This window comes from Paenibacillus glycanilyticus (assembly GCF_023715145.1).
GTDB lineage: Bacteria > Bacillota > Bacilli > Paenibacillales > Paenibacillaceae > Pristimantibacillus > Pristimantibacillus glycanilyticus_A.
In genome coordinates this window covers 397,462-417,081 of the sequence record NZ_JAMBNP010000002.1, presented here as the reverse complement: position 1 = coordinate 417,081, position 19,620 = coordinate 397,462, and the positions used below count along the sequence as shown (strand labels likewise).

Annotated in this window: 20 protein-coding genes; 7 read left to right on the top strand and 13 right to left on the bottom strand. The window is 49.5% G+C overall.

The annotated features are described in order from the left end of the window. Nucleotides 1–173: 173 nt before the first annotated feature. The 7 genes from M3194_RS07090 to M3194_RS07060 form a co-directional block, all read right to left on the bottom strand. Entirely contained in the window at nt 174–1,304 is a 1,131-nt protein-coding gene (locus M3194_RS07090) for a glycoside hydrolase family 88 protein (protein WP_251652732.1), read from the bottom strand. A 31-nt stretch (nt 1,305–1,335) separates the two neighbouring features. Continuing rightward, nucleotides 1,336–2,217: a carbohydrate ABC transporter permease gene (locus tag M3194_RS07085; RefSeq protein WP_251652731.1), complete on the bottom strand. Its 882-nt coding sequence runs from the start codon at nt 2,215–2,217 to the stop codon at nt 1,336–1,338. Nucleotides 2,218–2,228: 11 nt separating this feature from the next. After that, a complete protein-coding gene (locus M3194_RS07080; RefSeq protein ID WP_251653195.1) occupies nt 2,229–3,083 on the bottom strand; it encodes an ABC transporter permease in 855 nt (284 codons plus the stop codon). Between the two features lie 130 nt (nt 3,084–3,213). Further along, nucleotides 3,214–4,854, bottom strand: coding sequence for a type 2 periplasmic-binding domain-containing protein (locus tag M3194_RS07075; RefSeq protein WP_251652730.1), 1,641 nt, complete (start codon nt 4,852–4,854; stop codon nt 3,214–3,216). A gap of 352 nt (nt 4,855–5,206) precedes the next feature. After that, nucleotides 5,207–5,866, bottom strand: a complete 660-nt coding sequence (locus tag M3194_RS07070) for an HAD family hydrolase (protein WP_251652729.1) — start codon at nt 5,864–5,866, stop codon at nt 5,207–5,209. Then, on the bottom strand, nt 5,856–6,155 hold the full coding sequence (locus tag M3194_RS07065; protein ID WP_251652728.1) for a hypothetical protein: 300 nt from the start codon (nt 6,153–6,155) through the stop codon (nt 5,856–5,858). Before M3194_RS07065 ends, M3194_RS07070 begins: the two co-directional genes overlap by 11 nt. Nucleotides 6,156–6,236: 81 nt before the next feature. After that, nucleotides 6,237–6,695, bottom strand: coding sequence for an NUDIX domain-containing protein (locus M3194_RS07060; protein ID WP_251652727.1), 459 nt, complete (start codon nt 6,693–6,695; stop codon nt 6,237–6,239). 134 nt (nt 6,696–6,829) lie between these two features. Between M3194_RS07060 and M3194_RS07055 the strand changes: the two genes are divergently transcribed. Beyond that, complete coding sequence (locus tag M3194_RS07055) at nt 6,830–7,324, top strand: GNAT family N-acetyltransferase (RefSeq protein WP_251653194.1); 495 nt, start codon at nt 6,830–6,832, stop codon at nt 7,322–7,324. 115 nt (nt 7,325–7,439) lie between these two features. Here the strand turns inward: M3194_RS07055 and M3194_RS07050 are convergent, their stop codons facing one another. From M3194_RS07050 to M3194_RS07040, 3 genes are read right to left on the bottom strand one after another with little or no spacing between them, the layout of a single operon-like run. After that, nucleotides 7,440–9,311 carry an ABC transporter ATP-binding protein gene (locus M3194_RS07050; protein ID WP_251652726.1) on the bottom strand — a complete coding sequence of 624 codons (1,872 nt, stop codon included), beginning with the start codon at nt 9,309–9,311 and terminating at the stop codon, nt 7,440–7,442. Further along, entirely contained in the window at nt 9,308–11,035 is a 1,728-nt protein-coding gene (locus tag M3194_RS07045; RefSeq protein WP_251652725.1) for an ABC transporter ATP-binding protein, read from the bottom strand. The genes M3194_RS07050 and M3194_RS07045 overlap by 4 nt, the downstream gene beginning before the upstream one ends. A 3-nt stretch (nt 11,036–11,038) precedes the next feature. Continuing rightward, nucleotides 11,039–11,515: a MarR family winged helix-turn-helix transcriptional regulator gene (locus tag M3194_RS07040; RefSeq protein ID WP_251652724.1), complete on the bottom strand. Its 477-nt coding sequence runs from the start codon at nt 11,513–11,515 to the stop codon at nt 11,039–11,041. Between the two features lie 292 nt (nt 11,516–11,807). Between M3194_RS07040 and M3194_RS07035 the strand changes: the two genes are divergently transcribed. After that, a complete protein-coding gene (locus tag M3194_RS07035) occupies nt 11,808–12,293 on the top strand; it encodes a C40 family peptidase (RefSeq protein ID WP_251652723.1) in 486 nt (161 codons plus the stop codon). Nucleotides 12,294–12,413: 120 nt separating this feature from the next. Then, nucleotides 12,414–12,917: a GNAT family N-acetyltransferase gene (locus tag M3194_RS07030; protein ID WP_251652722.1), complete on the top strand. Its 504-nt coding sequence runs from the start codon at nt 12,414–12,416 to the stop codon at nt 12,915–12,917. Nucleotides 12,918–13,161: 244 nt separating this feature from the next. Here M3194_RS07030 and M3194_RS07025 read toward each other — a convergent pair whose 3' ends face one another. Next, nucleotides 13,162–14,091 carry a manganese-dependent inorganic pyrophosphatase gene (locus tag M3194_RS07025; protein ID WP_251652721.1) on the bottom strand — a complete coding sequence of 310 codons (930 nt, stop codon included), beginning with the start codon at nt 14,089–14,091 and terminating at the stop codon, nt 13,162–13,164. Nucleotides 14,092–14,308: 217 nt separating this feature from the next. Between M3194_RS07025 and M3194_RS07020 the strand changes: the two genes are divergently transcribed. The 3 genes from M3194_RS07020 to M3194_RS07010 all read left to right on the top strand — a co-directional run bounded on the left by M3194_RS07020 (nt 14,309) and on the right by M3194_RS07010 (nt 16,915). Beyond that, entirely contained in the window at nt 14,309–15,085 is a 777-nt protein-coding gene (locus M3194_RS07020) for a Cof-type HAD-IIB family hydrolase (protein WP_251652720.1), read from the top strand. A gap of 240 nt (nt 15,086–15,325) precedes the next feature. Continuing rightward, entirely contained in the window at nt 15,326–16,210 is an 885-nt protein-coding gene (locus M3194_RS07015) for a VOC family protein (RefSeq protein WP_251652719.1), read from the top strand. Nucleotides 16,211–16,222: 12 nt separating this feature from the next. Beyond that, the gene (locus M3194_RS07010; protein WP_251652718.1) at nt 16,223–16,915 is read left to right on the top strand and encodes a metal-dependent hydrolase; all 693 of its coding nucleotides are present in this window, start codon (nt 16,223–16,225) and stop codon (nt 16,913–16,915) included. Between the two features lie 89 nt (nt 16,916–17,004). Here the strand turns inward: M3194_RS07010 and M3194_RS07005 are convergent, their stop codons facing one another. Then, nucleotides 17,005–18,672 carry an ABC1 kinase family protein gene (locus M3194_RS07005; RefSeq protein ID WP_251652717.1) on the bottom strand — a complete coding sequence of 556 codons (1,668 nt, stop codon included), beginning with the start codon at nt 18,670–18,672 and terminating at the stop codon, nt 17,005–17,007. 14 nt (nt 18,673–18,686) lie between these two features. Continuing rightward, on the bottom strand, nt 18,687–18,986 hold the full coding sequence (locus M3194_RS07000; RefSeq protein ID WP_251652716.1) for a phasin family protein: 300 nt from the start codon (nt 18,984–18,986) through the stop codon (nt 18,687–18,689). A 376-nt stretch (nt 18,987–19,362) separates the two neighbouring features. On the opposite strand from M3194_RS07000, the gene M3194_RS06995 reads away from it, so the two are divergent. Then, on the top strand, nt 19,363–19,569 hold the full coding sequence (locus M3194_RS06995; RefSeq protein WP_251652715.1) for an alpha/beta-type small acid-soluble spore protein: 207 nt from the start codon (nt 19,363–19,365) through the stop codon (nt 19,567–19,569). Nucleotides 19,570–19,620: the final 51 nt, after the last annotated feature.

Below are 19,620 nucleotides of genomic sequence, written 5' to 3'. Positions count from 1 at the left end.
CTCGCCTGTACTTAAGAGTTTATAGAACCCTATTATAAGCATAGAAAAGAGGCCAGAGGAAGTTGCAATATGTGCAAAACGATTGACGATAGCTCAACTTGCCGCCGAAAACAGCACAAATAGCCCGATGGAATCATCCAATCGGGCTATTAGGGGATAAAGCCGTAAAGCGATTAGAACATGCGCTGCTTCCAGCCGTTCAGCTTGGCAATGGCCTCAACAAAGAAGTAATCTCCGTAGATAAGTGACACGTCGACATTTTGCCCGGCCGGTTTATGACCTGTGCCATGCTTCAGAATCGCTTCATGCGAAGGCTCGTTCCATGTACCGTAGTTCGCGTAGAGGGAACCGAGAATCCGCTGCGCCGCTTCACGGTAGACGCGGCCTTCCTTTTCCGTCAAGAGAGCAGCCAGTTCAATCAGACCGGAAGCCGCAATGGCACCTGCCGATGTATCTCGCGGCTCTTCGTCCATCTGCTCGGATGCCCGGAAATCCCAGTGGGGAACATGATCCTCCGGCAGATTGGCAATAAAGTAATGAGCGACGCGCTGCGCTGCCCGCAAATAATCAATATTGCCGGTATAGCGGTAAGTGTTCGCCATGCCGTACAAGGCCCATGATGCACCGCGGCTCCAGCCGGAATTAGGCGCTGCTCCTTGTCCGCCGCGCACCTGGTCGAAATCGCCGGTCTCCGGATCAAAGCAGACAATATGGTTCACCGAGCCGTCCTCGCGAATGAAGCAGCGTAATACGGTATCCGCATGCGCGCTTGCGATTTGAGCAAACCGCGGATCGCCGCTCTCCGCCGAAGCCCAATATAAAAGGGACAGATTCATGCAGGTATCGATAATCGACCAGCCATGCATGTCGCTGTTCCAGGCGCGGATGAACCGGCCGTTCAGATTAAAGCGCCCGGCCATAAAGTTTGCGGCGTACAAGCCGCGGCGCCGTGCTTCTTTATCTCCTGTGATCCGGTACTTCGCGACCGCTGTCGGCAGGAAGTGGAAGCCTACATCATGGTCGAAGGAGTTCGGGACAAGCATCTGCCTCTCCAGCTTCTCGTCCCATTCCCACGCTGCCGACTTATATTTCTCCTCGCCGGTCATTTCGTTCATCAGCCACAGAATGCCCGGCCAGAAGCCCGAAGTCCACCAGTCGACTCGTTGATCATCATAGATTCCGTCAGCCTTTGCGACATGCGGAGACTTATTCCCGATTTGAACGATCATCCGGTCTACTTTCTCTTCAAGCTGTTTCCAAATAAGCGATAGATCTAATTTGCTTTGCGTTGAGCTTACCTGCATGGTCCTGCCTCCCGGATTTGATTTGAACAAGCTAGCCTTTTACCGAGCCTACCATAACGCCCTTCACGAAGAAGCGCTGCACGAACGGATAGACGCATAGAATCGGAACCGTCGCTACCATAATGGTCGCGTATTTAATCGTTTCGCCGATCTGGAACCGGTCTCCTGCGGATGCGCCTGACGACATGCTGTCGGTCGAGTTGGCGATCAGAATCTCGCGCAATACGAGCTGCAGCGGGAACAGCTCGCGGCTCCGGATGAAGATGGACGCGTAAAACCAGCCGTTCCATTTGTCTACCGCGTAATACAGAATCATAACCGCGATAACGGGCATCGAGAGAGGGATAATGATCCGGAACAAGATTGTAAAATGATTCGCCCCGTCGATCTTCGCCGACTCCTCAAGCGCCTCCGGAATGCCCTTAAAGGCTGTACGCATAATGATTAGATTAAAGGTGCTGATCGCAAACGGGATAATTGTTGCCCATAACGTATTGAGAAGGCCAACGCCTTTTACAACCAGGTACAGCGGAATTAATCCGCCCCCGAAAAACATCGTGACCAGAATCAGTCCCATAAACAGATTGTTCCATAACACGTCTCTGCGGGATAACACGTAAGCGCCCAGAGCGGTCATAATCAGGTTAAGCACGGTGCCGAATACCAGAATAAACAGCGTATTTTTATAGCCGGTCGTAATCCCCGGGTTCTTGAATACGCTTGTGTACGCATCCAGGCTTAATCCGAGCGGATGCCATAGAATGCCTTTATTAGCTACAAGCCGTCCCGCATCGCTGAAAGAAGCGAATAAGACATATAACAGCGGATATAACGTCGACACGATCAATAGTGTAAGAACGGCATATACAATGACGTCAAACACTCTCTCGGAAAAAGTCGCTTTTATCTGCATCAACTCTCACCTCACCATAAGCTGCTTTTATTCACCTTGCGGCTGATATAATTGGCGGTTACGAGCAAGGCAAGGTTAACCACGGAGTTGAATAGTCCGACCGCCGAGCTGTAGCTCCATCCAAATTCCAATAAACCTTTCCGGTAGACGAAGGACGAGATGACATCCGCCGTATTGTACGTCACCGGATTGTATAACAGAATGATTTTCTCGAAACCAACGTTAAGCATATTGCCCATCCGCAGGATAAACATGATCGTAATCGTGGGCAGGATGCCGGGAAGCGTAATGTAGAAAATCTGCTTCAGCCGGCTTGCGCCGTCCATCCTTGCCGCTTCGTACTGCTCCTGATCGATACTCATCAGCGCAGCGATATAAATAATCGACTCCCAGCCGATCCGCTGCCAGATCTCCGACAAAATATAAATCGGACGGAACAGCTCCGGCTTCTGCAGCATGGCCTGGCCGTCATACCCAAATAGCATAAACAATCTATTAATAATGCCGTCAGCGTTCGTAAAATCGGTAATGATCCCGCAAATAACGACCAAAGAGATAAAATAAGGCATATACGTTATCGTCTGGGCTACCCGTTTGAATGTCCTGTTGCGAACTTCGTTGATGAGCAGCGCCAGCAGAATAGGTGCGGGGAACTCAAAGATTAACGAGTACAAGCTGATGACAAGCGTATTCTTAAGGATCCGAGTAAAGTAATAGCTGCTGAAGAAATCGTGGAAATGCTTGAGGCCAACCCAATCGCTGCCCAGAATGCCCTTCATTGGCGAATAGTCTTTAAATGCAATTAACGCCCCGTACATCGGAATGTAGTGAAAAATAATATAATACGCGAGAACAGGAAGCATCATCAGATACAGCAGTTTGTTCAGCTTGAAATCGCGGATATAGCGGTTTTTCGTGCCCACGTCGGTATTCACCTCGCTCCATATTGAGGGAGAGGGAGAAGGCTGGGCCCTCTCCTCCTCTAACTTCTATCTATTAACGGCTGTTATAACGGTCAAGAGCCGCTTGCTGAATCTCAATCGCGCGATCCAAATTCAGCGATTTCATCTTTTCCACATACTTATCAAACGCGTCAACCGGCTCTGTTCCCAGAATGATCTTGAGGGACATTTCGTCGATCAGCGTATTCACGTCGTTCATGATGGCCGCATACTCGGAGGATTCCTCCGGCGATGGCGTAATGGGCGGCAGCTGGTATTTCGCTGCGTCCGTTTTCTGCCATGTCGATACAGCGTCGCGCTGCGTTTGAAGAGCGAAGAACTGCTCCGCATAACGTTTATCTTGAACGAATGGACCATTGTAGCTGCCCCGCGCATACAGCGAGATCGCTTGTGCAGGAGCCAGCTTGTCCGGATTCTTCAACAGCAGATCCGTATAAGTCGGATAGCCGTCCTTCATGTTGTAGCTGACGCCCTCGGTACCGAAGTTGAAGAACAAGCCGCCTTCTACGCTGTAGCCGAAGTCGAGCATTTTGACAGCGAGCTCGGGATCTTTCGCTTGCGTTGTAATCGCTACCGTGCCTTCGGAAGCGTAAGCCGTGTTATGCTGACCGAATTTTGGCGTGTCGCCTTTCTTCAGAACCGGGTAAGGCGCGCCGACGAGAACGGCCTTCGGATCCTTCGCTTCCACAAGCGGCTGCCATTTGCCAATCCCGCCGCCGGCATTGCCGATCGATGCGCCTGTTGCGCCGGATGCGATGTTGCCGTCCACTGATTTGGTATCCGCCGTTGCGATGTTCTTGTCAATCAGGCCTTTCGAATACCAGTCGCGGAATAACGCCAGATACTCTTTGTAGCCTGCTTGCTCCGGACCGAACACAACCTTGCCATCCTCTTGGTAGAAGCCGCGGGTTACGCCAAACGCGCCCATGAAGGCACCGTTGCCGCCATCGTTGAAGAAGCGCGGTTTGCTGTTGAAGGTAAGCGGCGCCGCTGCACCTTTCTTCTCTTTGAATGCGGTGAGCGCTGCTGTCCAATCGTCGATCGTTTCCGGTACCGGCAGGCCAAGCTCATCAAGCCAGTCCTTGCGAATAATGGGACCTTGGAAGACCCTAAGGTACTCGTCGCCGCGAATGAACGGGAATGCGTAATAGCTGCCGCTGTCCGTCTTCACCATTTTGTCGATGTCCGGATTATCCTGCAGGTATTTCTTCAGGTTAGGCGCGTATTTGTCGATCAGATCGTTCAGCTTCACGATATAGCCGTCCTGAATCGCTTTCTCGGGACCGCCCGGGAAGTCGCCGATGAAGTTGTATTCCACCATATCGGGCAGCTTGCCCGAAGCAAGCATGACGTTAAAGGCTTCCTTCACTTGGCCGGTTGGCGGCTCCGTAAATTCCAGCGGTACGCCGGTTACCTTCTGCCATTCCTGGAAGAACGGGATATCCTTATGAGACTCCTTCACCCCGATAAGCTGACCGTTAATCTCGCCCCAGTACGAGAGCGTCTTATCCGTCTTAATCGGATAGGTTGTTGCTTCCGCCGGTTGTTCCGAAGCATTGCTGCCGTTATTTCCCGTATTGCTGCTCCCGCTGTTCTTATCATTATTAGAAGAACACGCTGCGAGCATGGTTCCCAGCAACGCGATGCTGAGCGAACCTGCTACCCATCTTTTCATGACCCTACCTCCGTTTATTGTGTAGTGAAAATGGCTACATCCACAATGTAATGGAGAGAGCTTTGGCTCGATATGGGCAAAACGTGCAATCGGATGGGCAATTGGGAAGGGGCAATTGAGGATATCGCCATTTATATGGATGGAGAGAGTGATGATTTGTACAAATCAATGGGAGATTTCGAGAATGGAGGATAGAGGGAATGACATTTTGAAGAAATATTGCCGGAATGCAGAAAATGGATAGAGATTCGGCAAGTATCCGAAGTCCCTATCCATCTTTTAAATTGATTAATACCAAGCAAGGTACGAATCCGCAATCGGTATAGTTTGTTTGGTGTCATAGGTCAATTCATCAACAGCATACAAACGAGATCAGTTCCTCCAAATCCTGAATGACACCGTCTGCCTCAACTTCCGGAGAAAAGAAAGGATTATGCTTCCATACGGCTTTCATGCCAACCGCACGGCTTGCTCTAATATCGCTGTCGGGATGGTCGCCTACGAATAGGGAGTCCTCCGCTTTGACCCCAAGTCTGGCTAATGCACGATGGAAAATAGCCGGATCCGGCTTACGCAGTCCTTCCCATTCCGAGATAAGTACCTCGTCGAAGTATTCGCTTATGCCTAAAGCTTTGAAATTATCATATTGAAATTGGCCGTACCCATTTGAGATTAAAGCGAGCTTGATACCCTGATTCTTTAAGGACGACAACATAGAGATCAGATTCGGGAACCCAACGCAATGCTTTTGAAAAGACCTCAAATAATCCTCCAACAACTCATCCCCGTGCACATGCTGAATCCGGAATTCGGCGAGCAGCTGCCGATACACCTGATCCTTCCACACATACCCATGCTGATCAAGCTCAATGAACCGCTTTGTCCAAGCTTCCTTCTCAACGCTATGAAATGCCGGGTATCGTTCATATTGATCTCGAATAAAGCAAGCAAGCGAAGTGTCCCGATCGAGCAAGGTGCCGTCCAGATCAAAAATCGCCGCTTTAATCGTCATTCTTCGTTGACTCCTTTACGAGACCAAATCTGATTTTCCTTGGCAGATTCTTGTTATGCATCGCTGCATAAGCTTGTTTAATATCGGGTACATTCTTCTTCGTTAATACATATCCGCGAATAATATCCCGCATGGGCATTAATTGTTCCAACGGTGAAGCAGCCAATGCTTCTGGTGTTAGCGATATTTCCGTCCGGAATGCTTGCGTAAGCAGACGAATTAGTTCATCTTGTTCTGCCGCCTTTAGACTATTAAACAGCTCTAGGATTTGATTCTCTTCGAACCTCATAGGTTCCCCCTTGGCAATTGAGATTAGCAACAACCTTATTAACTGCCTGATCCCTCCTTCCGGCGAAACTCCAAATCGCCTTTAATTCACATCGCCTAGATACCGCATGTCACGGTCCATGCTTTTTATTGGCTGCACTATTGCTTTGGGATATACTCTGAACTCATCCAGCTTGTCGATCTCGATCCATTCAATGCCTACTTGGTTAGAATCAGGAATCGTTACATTCTCGAAGGTTGGCTGCTCCGCCATAAGAGCACATTCAAAATAAAACTCAACCTGATGCATTTCCGAATCCCATTCCGCATACTCGTGGTTTCTCCCTATATATTCGCGGGTGTACATTAGATCCCCAACCGTTACTCCCTCACCAAGCTCTTCCAAACACTCCCTCTTTACGGCATCATGCAGGTTTTCTCCCGCTTCCTGCCCTCCTCCTGGAAAAATATAAAACAATCCCTCATCATCTTTGTTAACCGTCAACAAAATCTTCTGATCTCGTATAATAATGGCTTTAGCCGAGTTTCGTATTGGCTTCATTATATTACCTCCGATAGTCGAGTTGTTCTTAATTTCTGATTTTAATCCCGCCCCCACTAAATACTTACATATCTTGGAACTAACAATTATACTATGCCATGCTTAATTAGAGAAGGAGGTCTCCGTTGATATCTATGGAAAAAAATAATGAGATAATCATACTGCCTTCATTGACAGACAGCGACCATGAATGGCTAAGAGAACTATGGGTGCGTGAGTGGGGCGGTGAAACCGTCATATCCAAAGGTAAAGAGCATCATTTTAAAGATTTGAATATCGTTATTGCCTGGATAGACGGTAAACGGGTCGGAGCTGCCACGTATCGAATAGAGGCAAATGAAAGTGAACTAACGAGTATTAACTCAACAGCCGGAGACTTAGGCATTGAGAGTAAGTTAATAACGGCCGTGGAGCAGACTGTAAAAAAATCCGGAGTTAATCGATTTTGGCTGATAACAACAAACGATAATATAGACGCGCTGAGGTTTTACCAAAAGCGCGGGTATCGCGTGATCGCCATCTATCCTAATGCCGTTATTGAATCAAGAAAGCTGAAGCCGGCCATCCCGCTTCTTGGCAATTACAACATTCCTATACAAGATGAAATCGAACTTGAAAAATACATATAAGAAACAAAAAAGAGAAAGCGCAATAAATCGCGCTTTCTCTTTTTCACTTGGCCTCCCACATCGATGCAGGGGGAGGCTTTGCTAGGTTTACTAGGTTCTAAAGACAACTGCTCGATTACACCGCCTCGATTGCCTTCCCCGTAAACTGGCTATTATACAAATCCGCATAGAAGCCGCCTTGCTCGAGGAGCTCTTCGTGTGTACCCTGCTCGATAATCGAGCCTTGGTTCATGACGAGAATCAGATCGGCGTCGCGGATCGTCGATAGACGGTGCGCGATAACGAAGCTTGTTCGGCCTTCCATCAGATGGCCCATTGCCTTCTGAATGTAAACCTCTGTCCTCGTATCAACGCTGGAGGTTGCCTCGTCAAGAATCAGAATAGACGGATCAGCCAATATTGCCCGGGCAATCGTAAGCAGCTGCTTTTGCCCTTGCGATATATTGGAAGCTTCTTCGTTCAGAATCGTATCGTAACCATCCGGCAGCGTCCGGATAAAGTGGTCGGCATGGGCAGCTTTAGCAGCGTTCACGACATCCTCTTCCGTTGCGCCTTCACGTCCATAAGCGATGTTGTCGCGTATTGAGCCGTTAAAGAGCCAGGTATCCTGCAGCACCATTCCGAACATGCCCCGCAAATTGCTGCGTCTCAGGTCGGTAATGTTAACGCCATCGATTGTGATTTTACCGTCGTTCAGCTCATAGAACCTCATGAGCAGGTTAACGAGGGTTGTTTTGCCGGCACCGGTTGGACCAACAATCGCAACCGTCTGACCGGGCAGCACGTCGATGTTCATGTTGTCGATCAAGGTCTTGTCAGCCGTATAGCCGAACTTCACATGATCGAACTTCACGGAGCCGCTCGGACGCGAGACCGTCTTCGCTTGGTTAGCCTCCAGTACTTCCTCTTCCTCATCGAGAAGCTCAAAGACGCGTTCCGCAGATGCGATAGTCGATTGGATTACGTTCGAGATCGTAGCCAGCTGCGTGATTGGCCATGTAAATTGACGGGTATATTGAATGAAGGCCAGGATATCCCCCACTTGAATGGCCCGATTCGTAACAAGAATACCGCCAACGATGCTGACAAACACGTAACCGATATTTCCGATAAAGCTCATGATCGGCATAATAATGCCGGAGATAAATTGAGCACGCCAGCCGGCATCATACAGCTGATCGTTCATTTCATTAAACTTCTCCATCGATTCGCGCTCGCGGCCAAAGGCTTTAACAATTTTATGCCCCGTATACATTTCTTCCACGTGACCGTTTAATTTGCCGAGCTCCGCTTGCTGCTTGACGAAATATTTCTGCGAGCGCTTTGCAATAACAGCCGTTGCGACCAAGCTCACCGGAATGGTTAAGAACACGATTAACGTCATAAGCGGACTGATCGTAAGCATCATGATGATAATACCGATCAGAGTAATGACCGACGTGATCAGCTGGGTCAAGCTTTGCTGCAGCGTGTTGGCGATATTGTCGACGTCATTAACGACGCGGCTCAATATTTCACCATTGGATTTTGAGTCAAAATATTTAAGAGGCAGCCGGTTAAACTTCGCATTCACCTGCTTGCGCAAATCATAAACCGTATTCTGGGCTACGCCCGCCATCAGATACTGCTGGATATAGCTGAACACGGAGCTGATGAGATACAGGACGACGAGAATAACCAGAATTTTATTAATCGCGTCAAAATCAATGTTTTTTGTAAAAAACCCTTCCGCCAGCTCCGTCATCGCATGACCCATGATTTTTGGACTGACAATGCTAAATACGGTACTTAGTATCGCCGTAAGCAGCACCATTAACAGCTTGGTTTGATGCGGCTTCAAATAAGCCATTAAGCGAAACAGCGTACCTTTGAAATTTTTCGCTTTCTGCACGGGCATCCCGAATCCGCCGGGACCACCCATGCCAGGGCCTTTGCCTGGCCCGCCGGGTCCGCCGGGCGGACGGCCGTTTCCTTTTGTCTGGCTCATGCGATCTCCTCCTCAGACAGCTGCGACGATACAATTTCCTTGTAGACATCGCAAGTTTGCATAAGCTCTTTATGGTTGCCGATTCCGGCTATGCGTCCTTCATCCAGAACGACAATCCGGTCGGCATCCATAACGGTGCTTACGCGTTGCGCAACCAGCATAACCGTCGCATTGCCGACTTCAGACTTCAGAGCCGCGCGCAGCTTCGCATCCGTCTTGAAGTCCAGCGCCGAGAAGCTGTCGTCAAACACGTACACTTCCGGTCTTCTGACCAAAGCGCGGGCAATGGACAAGCGCTGCTTCTGACCGCCGGATACGTTATTTCCGCCCTGCGCAATCATCGAATCGTAGCCTTGCTCCATCTTGCCGATAAACTCGGAAGCCTGCGCAATCGCCGCGGCATGAGTCACTTCCTCATCCGTCGCTTCCTCCCGGCCGTAACGGATATTTTCCGCCACCGTTCCCGTGAACAATACGGCCTTCTGAGGAACAAAGCCGATCTTATGACGGAGATCCTCTTGGGACATGTCTCTTACGTCCATGCCGTCAATAAAGATCTGACCGGAATCCACATCATAGAAACGGGGAATCAAGCTCACCAGCGTAGATTTGCCCGCTCCGGTACCGCCAATAATGGCTGTAATCTCACCAGGTCCCGCCTGGAACGAAATATCTGATAATGCAGGCTGCTCGGCACCGGGATAGCTGAACGTAACGCCTTTAAACTCCACATAACCTTCTTTGCCGCTGTTTTTCTTCGTCGAATCTTTGTCCGTCAGCGTAGGGATCATCTCAAGCACTTCATTAATCCGTACGGCCGATGCCTGGGCGCGCGGAATCATAATAAGCATCATCGACATCATCAAGAGCGAGAACATAATTTGCATGCCGTATTGGATAAAAGCCATCAGAGAACCAATCTCCATGTTGCCATGATCCATTCGCATGCCGCCGATTGCGATGATCACGATGGTCGAAATGTTCATAATGAGCATCATAAGCGGCATAAGAACCGCCATAATTTTATTGACGCGTACCGCTGTATCCGTCAGATCCGTGTTTGCCGCATCAAACTTCTTGTTCTCATGGCTGATCCGGTCAAAAGAACGAATAACGCGAATACCCGTCAACCCTTCGCGCAGAACCAGGTTCAGCTTATCAATCTTCACTTGCATCGCCTTAAACAGCGGAATCCCTTTGCGGACTACCAGGAAGATGGCTCCCGCGAGCACCGGGATCACGACAACGAAGACAAGAGACAGCTTCGCATCCTTGGAAATCGCCATAATAATACCGCCGATGCACATCATTGGCGCGGTAATCATCATGCGCAAGATCATAATCAGCACTTGCTGAACTTGCGTAATATCATTGGTAGTCCGGGTAATTAGCGAAGCCGTGCCGATCTTATCGAACTCCTGCAGGGAGAAATCCTCCACATGTCCGAACACTTTGGTGCGGACATCCCGTCCAAACCCCATTGCCGATTTAGCCGAGAAATAACTCGCCAGCACGGAGCAAATTCCGCCCCCTGCCGCAACAAGCAGCATGAAGCCGCCAATTTTCCAAATGTAAGATTTATCGCCTACCGAAACGCCCTTGTCTACGATATCCGCCATCAAAGTCGGCAAATATAAGTCCGACAACGTCTGCAGGAAGACGAATACTAATACCCCAACTACTAAGAGCCGAAATGGCTTCAAATAGCGGAACAATTTCAACATGAATTAATCATCTCCACCTGAATCGTTCAGATTCATTTGTTCGAAATACGTCGTGGTCTTCTTGAGCAGGCGGATCAATTGCTCCGTGTCATCCTCGCCCAAGTAATCAATCAAACCGTTCATCCGATCTAGAAAACCCTTTAATGCCTTTTTGGCGGTTAAGTCGCCTTCTTCGGTTAGAAATACGCGGACCGCTCTTCTATCTTTCGGGTCCTCCTTGCGAACAACAAGCCCCATCTCTTCCAGCCGGTTAAGCAGCTGCGTGACGGTTGGTGAGGTTACGCGCAGAAACTTGCTTAAATCCGATACCTTGATTCCTTCTTCTTCCCCTTTGCCCATACGTTTGATTACAACAAGCAGCCGAAGCTCGCTATGCTTCTGTTTGAGATCCAGCGGCTGATGGTTCCAGTTCATCTTGTTGAACAGCATAAACACTTCAATCAGTTTCCGCGCTGCGGTCTCTTCTTCACCGCCGGCCATTTGATCACCTCATCCTTTAAATATGTAAGCAACCAATTATTTTAGGACTAATAATAATAGGCTACCTAATTATATGGCACTGATCCATCAGCCGTCAATATGATGAGACTGTCATGAGAAGGTTTCTAAACAGATTCTCATTTAATTCTCATAAAGGTGTCTTTCTTTACAATTCATTGATCTTTCTCTCTAATTGGCAAAATTTATGCTGTTTCGGATGTGGTATAGTAATCCCAGTCAAGATGGAATCTATATTCGGATGAATTTTAGAAGCGAAAGGAACCATACAACCATGAAAACACTTAAATCCCTTAAGAAAATGATGACCATGAGTTTGCTTGCTACGATCGCCGCTTCGGCGTTCACTCTTGCAACAGCAGCCAATCACGCAAATGCTGCAACTGAAAAAACGCTGGCCTTGATCAGCGAAGGCAAAAACTACTTAGGCGTACCTTACAAATACGGTGCTCCAGTCGGCATTACATATGCTTTTGACTGCTCGTCCTTCACGAAATTCATGTTTGCCGGTCTCGACGTTAACCTTCCTCGCACAGCAGCTGAGCAAGCAAAAGTAGGTAAAAAAGTTCCAAAGACGGAGCTGAGCACAGGCGATCTTGTCTTCTTCAAGACAAACGGCATCAGCATCAGCCACGTGGCGATTTACGCCGGCTCGAAAAAGATCCTTCATAGCTCCACAAGCCAAGGCATTACGGTAACTGACATGAACAACTCCTACTGGGCAAATAAATATGTTACTGCGCGCCGCGTAGTAAACTAAATTTTCTATTATAAAATGGTTGAGCGATGTAAGCTCATCCATTTTTTTATTGGAACACAGGATTACCTGCTCCCCGTATGGAATCATTCATGATTAGCTATAATTATTGGAGGGGTTCCCTTGGAAATCAGAGTCTTGAACGAAAATGATGCGGAAACATGCCATGAGCTGCGGCTGCAATCCTTACTCGACAGTCCCGAAGCTTATCTCACCACTTATGAGATCCAAGCAGCAAGACCTATCGAAGAAATCCGGGAACAGCTCAGGCCGGAGGATGGACGATTTACATTAGGCGCTTTTTACAATAACAAGCTTGCAGGAATGGTTACTTTCGTCAGAGAATATAAGCCGAAGATTTTTCACAAAGGGAATATCTATGCGATGTACGTTGCGCCAGAGGCACGCGGCCTTGGAATAGGCAAACAGCTCATTAAGGAGCTGGTAAGAAAGGCTTCCCGGCTAGAGGGGCTCGAGCAGATTAATCTGACCGTCATTTCGGATAATACGGCCGCCAAAGCCCTCTACGCCGGCTGCGGGTTCGAAGTATTCGGCATTGAGCGGAATGCTATGAAATCCGGGGATCAATACTGGGATGAAGAGGATATGGTGCTTCGGTTGAAATAAGCGGATGATGGGAAGAAAAAAGAGGTTGTCCACCGGGGGCAACCTCTTTCTTCTATTATATAGCGTATTACTTACTCCGCGTTTCGGTTAGAACCAGAAACCTTTCGCTATGTTATTTGCTCAATGTTTCGGTTTAACCAGAAACCTTTCGCTATGCTACTTGCTCAAAGTTTCGGTTTAACCAGAAACCTTTCGCTATGTTACTTGCTCAATGTTTCGGTTTAACCAGAAACCTTTCGCTATGTTACTTGCTCAATGTTTCGGTTAGAACCGGAACGATCTGCGATTTACGCGATACTACGCCTTTGAGAAGCGCTTTATTGTTCTCCAACGTTACATTGTAAGCTTGCTCAACAGCGTTAGCTTTAGCACCGAGCGAGAGCGCGATCGAGTCGCTGTTCAGGATGTCCGTTACAACAAGCACGAACAGGTCCAGACCTTTTTTCGCGATCGTTTCGTTGATAGCTGCTTCCAAATCAGCTTGGCGAACGAGAACATCGTTTGTATCAACCGCATTGACTTGAGCGATTTCCACTTTTGCGCTGCCCATCGCGAATTCTTTCGCGTCAAGGGACAGGAGCTGCTCGATTGTTTTGTCGCGAAGATCCGCGCCGGCTTTCAGCATTTCCAGACCGTAAACGTCTGCGTCCACGCCAGCGATCTCAGCCAGCTCGCGAGCTGCTGCCACGTCTTGCTCCGTGCAAGTCGGCGATTTGAACAGAAGGGAGTCAGAGATAATGGCGGAGAGCATAAGGCCGGCGATTTCCTTGCGGATCGCTACGCCGTTTTCCTTGTACAGCTTGTTCAAGATTGTCGTCGTGCAGCCTACAGGCTCAGCGCGGAAGTACAAAGGACCTGCTGTCTCAAAGTTAGCGATGCGGTGGTGATCGATAACTTCAACAACTCGTACTTGATCAATATCGGAAACGCTCTGCTGGCGCTCGTTATGGTCGACCAGGATGACGTTGTTTACTTCGCCAGCGACCGACTCGACAAAACGAGGAGCTTCCGTCTTGAAGTAGTCCAGTGCATATTGCGTTTCGCCGTTAACGTCGCCAAGGCGTACCGCTTCAACGTCAAAACCAAGTTTTGCTTTCAATTCCGCGTAGGCAATCGCAGAGCAGATTGTGTCTGTATCCGGATTTTTGTGCCCGAAGATCAATGTTTTTTCCATTATGTGCATTCTCCTTATTTCCCAATTATAGAAAACCCAACATTGATTATATCGCAAAATGGGTTTAACTCCTACTTCTTTACACCGATTTATGCAAATGTTCACATCCCAAATGTTGCATCTTCCAGCCTTTGAAGCTTGCCTAATGACGGAATTCGATGGTATAGTACGTCCATATATAGATGATACGTAAACAGGAGAATGGGAGAGGTCAGCTATGCCTTATAAAATTGCTTTCTTTGACATCGACGGCACGTTATTGGATGAAGAAAAACAAATCCCTCAAGATACGATTGATGCCATCCGGGACCTGCAAGCAAGCGGTATCCCTGCTGTTATCGCTACGGGCAGAGCGCCGTATTTCTTCGCTCCGATTGCCGAGCAGCTTGGAATTGATTCTTATGTCAGCCTGAACGGCGCGTATGTCGTGTACAAGGGTGAGGCCATTTATCGGCGCCCTATACCTCGCGAAGACGTGGAAGCCTTGGTTAACCACGCCGCAACGAACAAGCATACCTTGGTATTCGAAGGACATGATTCCTTCTACCGCAATACCGAATCGCATCCGCATGTGTTTAATTCCGTAGCCTCGCTTCGCGTGGCACAGCCGGGCTTTGATCCGGACTTCTGGCAGAAGGAAGATGTCTACCAGATCTTCCTGCATTGTACAGCGGACGAAGAGCATCTATACGGAACGGCGAATCCGGGTCTGCGGTTTATCCGCTGGCATGATACGGCGATGGACGTTCTTACAAACGACGGCTCCAAAGCGCAAGGCATCAAAGCTTTGCTCAAGCTGCTCAACATCGCGCCGGAAGAAGCCATTGCATTCGGCGACGGTCTGAACGATAAAGAAATGCTGGAGGTCGTAGGCCTTGGCATCGCCATGGGCAACTCCCACGAAGAGCTGAAGCCCTTCGCGAATTACATCACGACGCATGTGAGCGACGGCGGAATCCGCAACGGTCTTGTCCATGCAGGTTTAATTAAATAATTGATATGAGCCCGCGGACTTCGCGGGCTTTATTTTTTTGCCCGGCTCTATCGCCAAATCTCGTTATCGTGTATCGTAATCGCTTTATTATTCCAAACTAACAAAGGTACATAATCTTCGTCTTTTCGGCTGCAAGCACCTCCGCCCTGCCCCCGACTTCACAAACCCATAACTTGACAACACTAAGTATATTATCTATATTAATTTACGAAAAGTAACCAAGAGAAGGAGGGCTTCATCATGTCCATAAGCATCCATCCAGATACCGTCCTAGGCGCTGTAAAACTCAAAATCAGCAGCCTTGCACAATCTCTCCGCTTCTACACCGAGGTCGTTGGCCTCAGGATTCTGGAGCAGACCGACCTGACTGCCGCATTGACTGCCGATGGCAAGACAGCTCTCGTTCTGCTTGAGCAAATACCGGATGCCATTGCGGCACCCGAGCGGAGAAGGACAACCGGGCTGTACCATTACGCCCTGCTGCTTCCGAACCGCAAAGAGCTGGGTCTAGCCCTGAAACGGCTTATCGCCCACCGCATTCCGCTCGGACAAGCCGATCACCTGGTCAGCGAAGCGCTGTATATCTCCGATCCGGATAATAACGGAATCGAGATTTATGCCGACAGACCACGCTCCGAATGGAAGCGCGATCCAAACGGCGATTATGTGATGGCCACGGATCCGATCGATTGGGAAGGACTACTGCAGGAGGCCGGCGAAGAAGATATAACGAAAGGTTTGCCGCCCGAGACCATCATGGGTCATGTTCATCTGCATACGGTAGGCCTTCCGGAATCAAAAGCCTTTTACAACGGCTTGCTTGGCTTCGATATTGTCGGGGATTACGCCCAAATGCGCGCTCTGTTCGTATCGGCCGGAGCTTATCATCACCATATCGGGCTTAACGTTTGGGCCGGCATCGGAGCTCCCGCTCCTTCCCCTCAATCTACGGGACTTGATTACTTCACGATTGTCTATCCTGATTCCGGAGCGCTATCCTCGGCCCTTGAGCGGCTTCTTGCCTCGGGCATTTCCGTAGAACAGCAGGACGGTACCGCATTCGTCACCGATCCATCCGGCGTACGCATTAAACTTACCACGAGACTTGTCCACCAAAACAGTTAAGGAGCTGCTGCAATGACTGATATTATTTTTCACGGGCATTCCTGTGTCCAAATTACTTCGGGCGATAACTCGCTTGTCATCGACCCTTTCCTCCGCGGGAATGAACTGGCTGTAACGAAGCCGGAAGACATTAAAGTGAACTCGGTTCTCCTGACGCATGCCCACATGGATCATATTCTGGATGCGGAGCCTATCGCGCGCGCGAACAACGCGCCTGTTGTCGCTATCGTTGAGCTGGCAACTTACATGTCCTGGAAAGGACTTGAAACGATTGGCATGAACATCGGCGGTACGGTTGATCTTGGCTTTGCCAAAGCGAAGATGATCCAGGCCTTCCACAGCTCGGGCATTACCATTGCGGAAGAGCAGCGCATTATCTACGGCGGCATGCCAGCCGGCTACATTATTACCGTGGATGGCAAAACCATTCTCCATGCCGGCGATACCGCTTTGTTCGGGGATATGAAAATGATCGGCGACCGTCATAACATCGACGTTGCGCTTATCCCGATTGGCGACCATTTCACAATGGGTCCCGAAGATGCCCTGCAGGCGGCTGAATGGTTTAACGCCAAGCTGACAATCCCCGTTCACTACAACTCGTTCCCGGTTATCCGTCAGGACGCAGAAGCCTTCGTTCAGGCTTTGGAGGCAAAAGGCTTAAAAGGCCAGCTCCTCGAGCCCGGCCAGAAGCTGTCTATCTAACACGTCAAGCTGTCTTCCCATGCGGGAGGACAGCTTTTTTATTTGCTATTAATGAAATGGCTTCAAAAAACGACGACATTCAAATAAATCTATCGGCTCCGAATAATCGCGACGATCAACCACACAAAAAGAATAGCCGCAATCCCAAACCCGATCTCAATCGCCGGTATATTCCACAGCACCGTATTCTGATGACCCATCGATGAGCCGATGATGAGGCCGACCATAATAATGCTGAACGACAGCAGCACAATGCTGAGGCTTAGCCGGTTGCTGATCTGGTCCATTTTTTTCAGAACGGCATTTAACTCCGGGATCGCCAGATCCAGCCCCAGCCTGCCCTTTCGCATCGTATTCAGAACGCTCCGCAGACTAAGCGGAACCTCCGACAGCAGCTCCAGATAATCCGGAATATCATCCGCCCATTTGCGCGCAATCCGGCGCGGATCCAGCTTCTCTATGACCAGCTTCCGGCCAAACGGTTCAGCTACGTCAAAGACGCTAAATGCGGGATCAAGCGCCGTTACTACGCCCTCCATGGTAAGGAACGTCTTGCCGAGCAGCGTCAGTTCGGACGGAATTCGTATCCCGTGACGAAACGCCAGTGCGAACAGCTCGTTCACCGACTGTCCTATTTTCACCTGGCTGAGCGGAACCTTGTAATATTTGTCCCTCATCTCATCGACATCCGCCCGGAGCGCCTTCCTGTCCGTATCATCCGGAATAAAGCCCATTCCGTTAATCGCCCGGATAATGGTACTTGTGCTCTGATTGCGCAAACCAATCACGAAGGTGGCAAAATGCTTTTTCATATCCGGAGACAACCGCCCGACCATCCCGAAATCAAGAAAAGCCAGGTTCCCGTCAGGCAGAGCCAGCACATTGCCCGGATGCGGGTCCCCATGGAAAAAGCCGTCGACCAGCACCTGGTTAAAAATCGCCTTCGCGTAGCGTTCGGCGAGCTTTTTAATGTCATAGCCCTCTTGCTCGAGGCGACCGCTATCCGACAGCTTGATGCCTTCCATGTAATCCATCGTCAGAACCAGCTTGCTCGTATATTCCCAATAAACAGCCGGAATGATCACTCCGTCAAGCCTGCTGCTCTGAGCGGCAAACCGTTCGGCGCTTCTGGCTTCCAATCCGTAATCAAGCTCCGCCCGGAGCGCCCTTGCAATCTCGTCAATCATATCCCGAAGCCGGTAGTTGCGCGCCCATTCCAGACGGTGCTCTGCCACGCGGGCAAGCTCCGACAAAATATCCAGATCGGTCTCGATAACCTTCTGGATATTGGGGCGCTGCACTTTGACTGCCACCAATGTGCCGTCCAGCAGCTTGGCCCGGTACACCTGCCCGATCGAAGCGGATGCCAGAGGCTCTTCGCTAAATTCCGCAAACAAACGCTCAAGCGGCGAGCCTAGTTCATCTTCAATAATATGTACGGCCTCCGAATAGGAGAAAGGCTGGACATGATCCTGCAGCCGCTCCAGCTCCGCGATAATGCCGGCCGGAATCAAGTCGGGCCGGATGCTTGCCATTTGGCCAAGCTTAACGAAGGTGGGCCCAAGCTCCTCCAGAAACATGCGAAGCCGCTCGCCGACTCCGCGTTTGCGAATGCCTTGTCTCTCGCCGCCATGCAGCAGCATTCCCGTTTCCGGCAGTCCCAAATCCTTGGCGATATACCCAAAGCCGTTGCGGACAAATGCGATCCCAATCTCCCGATAACGCTGCAAATGCCGGAATTTTGATCTTACGCTCATACATCCGCCTCAGTTCAATCCACGGGAGTTTCTTTATGCTCCAGCGCAGCCACCCGCTGCTCCAGCTGCTCGTATTGCTCTCTTGTTACATACTTCTCCCCGATGATGGATTGCACGCGGTCACGGATCATTTCTTCTATTTTGTTGCGCGTTTCTTCGCCTTTCTTAAGCAGCTCATCCACGTATACGGAAGATTCGGCTTTCGTTATCTCCCCTTTTCGCACCCATTCCTCCGCCAGCTTCTCGACCTGTTCCTTGCTTGTCACCGCAAATCCAAGTCCAAACGATACGGCTCTTCCGAACAAATCCTTCATCTGTATCACGTCTCCTACAGTATGGAATATATCCAGTTTATGCAACTTGGCCCGATTACAGTCATGACCCCAATATTCAAACCGTACATCATCGGTAAAATAAGGAGAAAATGACGTATAATCCTTTTCCCGGCATCGCATAATAACTTCACCAACCGTCTAATCACGACCACGCAAGAATCATCACGAATGGTCGAGTCCGACCATTTGTGTGATCATTCTTTAAGCTCATGCTTACGATGCAAGAATCATCACGAATGGTCGAGTCCGACCATTTGTGTGATCATTCTTTAAACTCATGCTTACGATGCAAGAATCATCATGAATGGTCGAGTCCGACCATTTGTGTGATCATTCTTTTTAGGAGGCCAAAACAATGGCGAACCGAAATAATTTGTTAGTACCCGGAGCTCGCGCCGCGCTTGAACAATTAAAGTTCGAGATCGCGCAAGAGCTGGGCATTCAGCTTCCCGCTGACGGCTACTACGGCAATATGACCACGCGCGACATGGGCTCCATAGGCGGATCGATTACCAAACGTCTCGTCCAGCTTGCCGAACAGCAAATCGCCGGCCGCTTCTAGAAAGCCGTGTTTTAAACCTGAACAATACTTACTCGACTAGGGCTAACCCGG

Coding starts and splice junctions, on each gene's coding strand:
- M3194_RS07045 (WP_251652725.1), bottom strand. CDS start 11,035: ATGTTGAAATTGTTCCGCTATTTGAAGCCATTTCGGCTCTTAGTAGTT.
- M3194_RS07010 (WP_251652718.1), top strand. CDS start 16,223: ATGACTGATATTATTTTTCACGGGCATTCCTGTGTCCAAATTACTTCG.
- M3194_RS07065 (WP_251652728.1), bottom strand. CDS start 6,155: ATGAGGTTCGAAGAGAATCAAATCCTAGAGCTGTTTAATAGTCTAAAG.
- M3194_RS07015 (WP_251652719.1), top strand. CDS start 15,326: ATGTCCATAAGCATCCATCCAGATACCGTCCTAGGCGCTGTAAAACTC.
- M3194_RS07025 (WP_251652721.1), bottom strand. CDS start 14,091: ATGGAAAAAACATTGATCTTCGGGCACAAAAATCCGGATACAGACACA.
- M3194_RS07055 (WP_251653194.1), top strand. CDS start 6,830: ATGGAAAAAAATAATGAGATAATCATACTGCCTTCATTGACAGACAGC.
- M3194_RS07020 (WP_251652720.1), top strand. CDS start 14,309: ATGCCTTATAAAATTGCTTTCTTTGACATCGACGGCACGTTATTGGAT.
- M3194_RS06995 (WP_251652715.1), top strand. CDS start 19,363: ATGGCGAACCGAAATAATTTGTTAGTACCCGGAGCTCGCGCCGCGCTT.
- M3194_RS07000 (WP_251652716.1), bottom strand. CDS start 18,986: ATGAAGGATTTGTTCGGAAGAGCCGTATCGTTTGGACTTGGATTTGCG.
- M3194_RS07085 (WP_251652731.1), bottom strand. CDS start 2,217: ATGCAGATAAAAGCGACTTTTTCCGAGAGAGTGTTTGACGTCATTGTA.
- M3194_RS07075 (WP_251652730.1), bottom strand. CDS start 4,854: ATGAAAAGATGGGTAGCAGGTTCGCTCAGCATCGCGTTGCTGGGAACC.
- M3194_RS07090 (WP_251652732.1), bottom strand. CDS start 1,304: ATGCAGGTAAGCTCAACGCAAAGCAAATTAGATCTATCGCTTATTTGG.
- M3194_RS07040 (WP_251652724.1), bottom strand. CDS start 11,515: ATGGCCGGCGGTGAAGAAGAGACCGCAGCGCGGAAACTGATTGAAGTG.
- M3194_RS07060 (WP_251652727.1), bottom strand. CDS start 6,695: ATGAAGCCAATACGAAACTCGGCTAAAGCCATTATTATACGAGATCAG.
- M3194_RS07070 (WP_251652729.1), bottom strand. CDS start 5,866: ATGACGATTAAAGCGGCGATTTTTGATCTGGACGGCACCTTGCTCGAT.
- M3194_RS07035 (WP_251652723.1), top strand. CDS start 11,808: ATGAAAACACTTAAATCCCTTAAGAAAATGATGACCATGAGTTTGCTT.
- M3194_RS07050 (WP_251652726.1), bottom strand. CDS start 9,311: ATGAGCCAGACAAAAGGAAACGGCCGTCCGCCCGGCGGACCCGGCGGG.
- M3194_RS07005 (WP_251652717.1), bottom strand. CDS start 18,672: ATGAGCGTAAGATCAAAATTCCGGCATTTGCAGCGTTATCGGGAGATT.
- M3194_RS07080 (WP_251653195.1), bottom strand. CDS start 3,083: ATGATGCTTCCTGTTCTCGCGTATTATATTATTTTTCACTACATTCCG.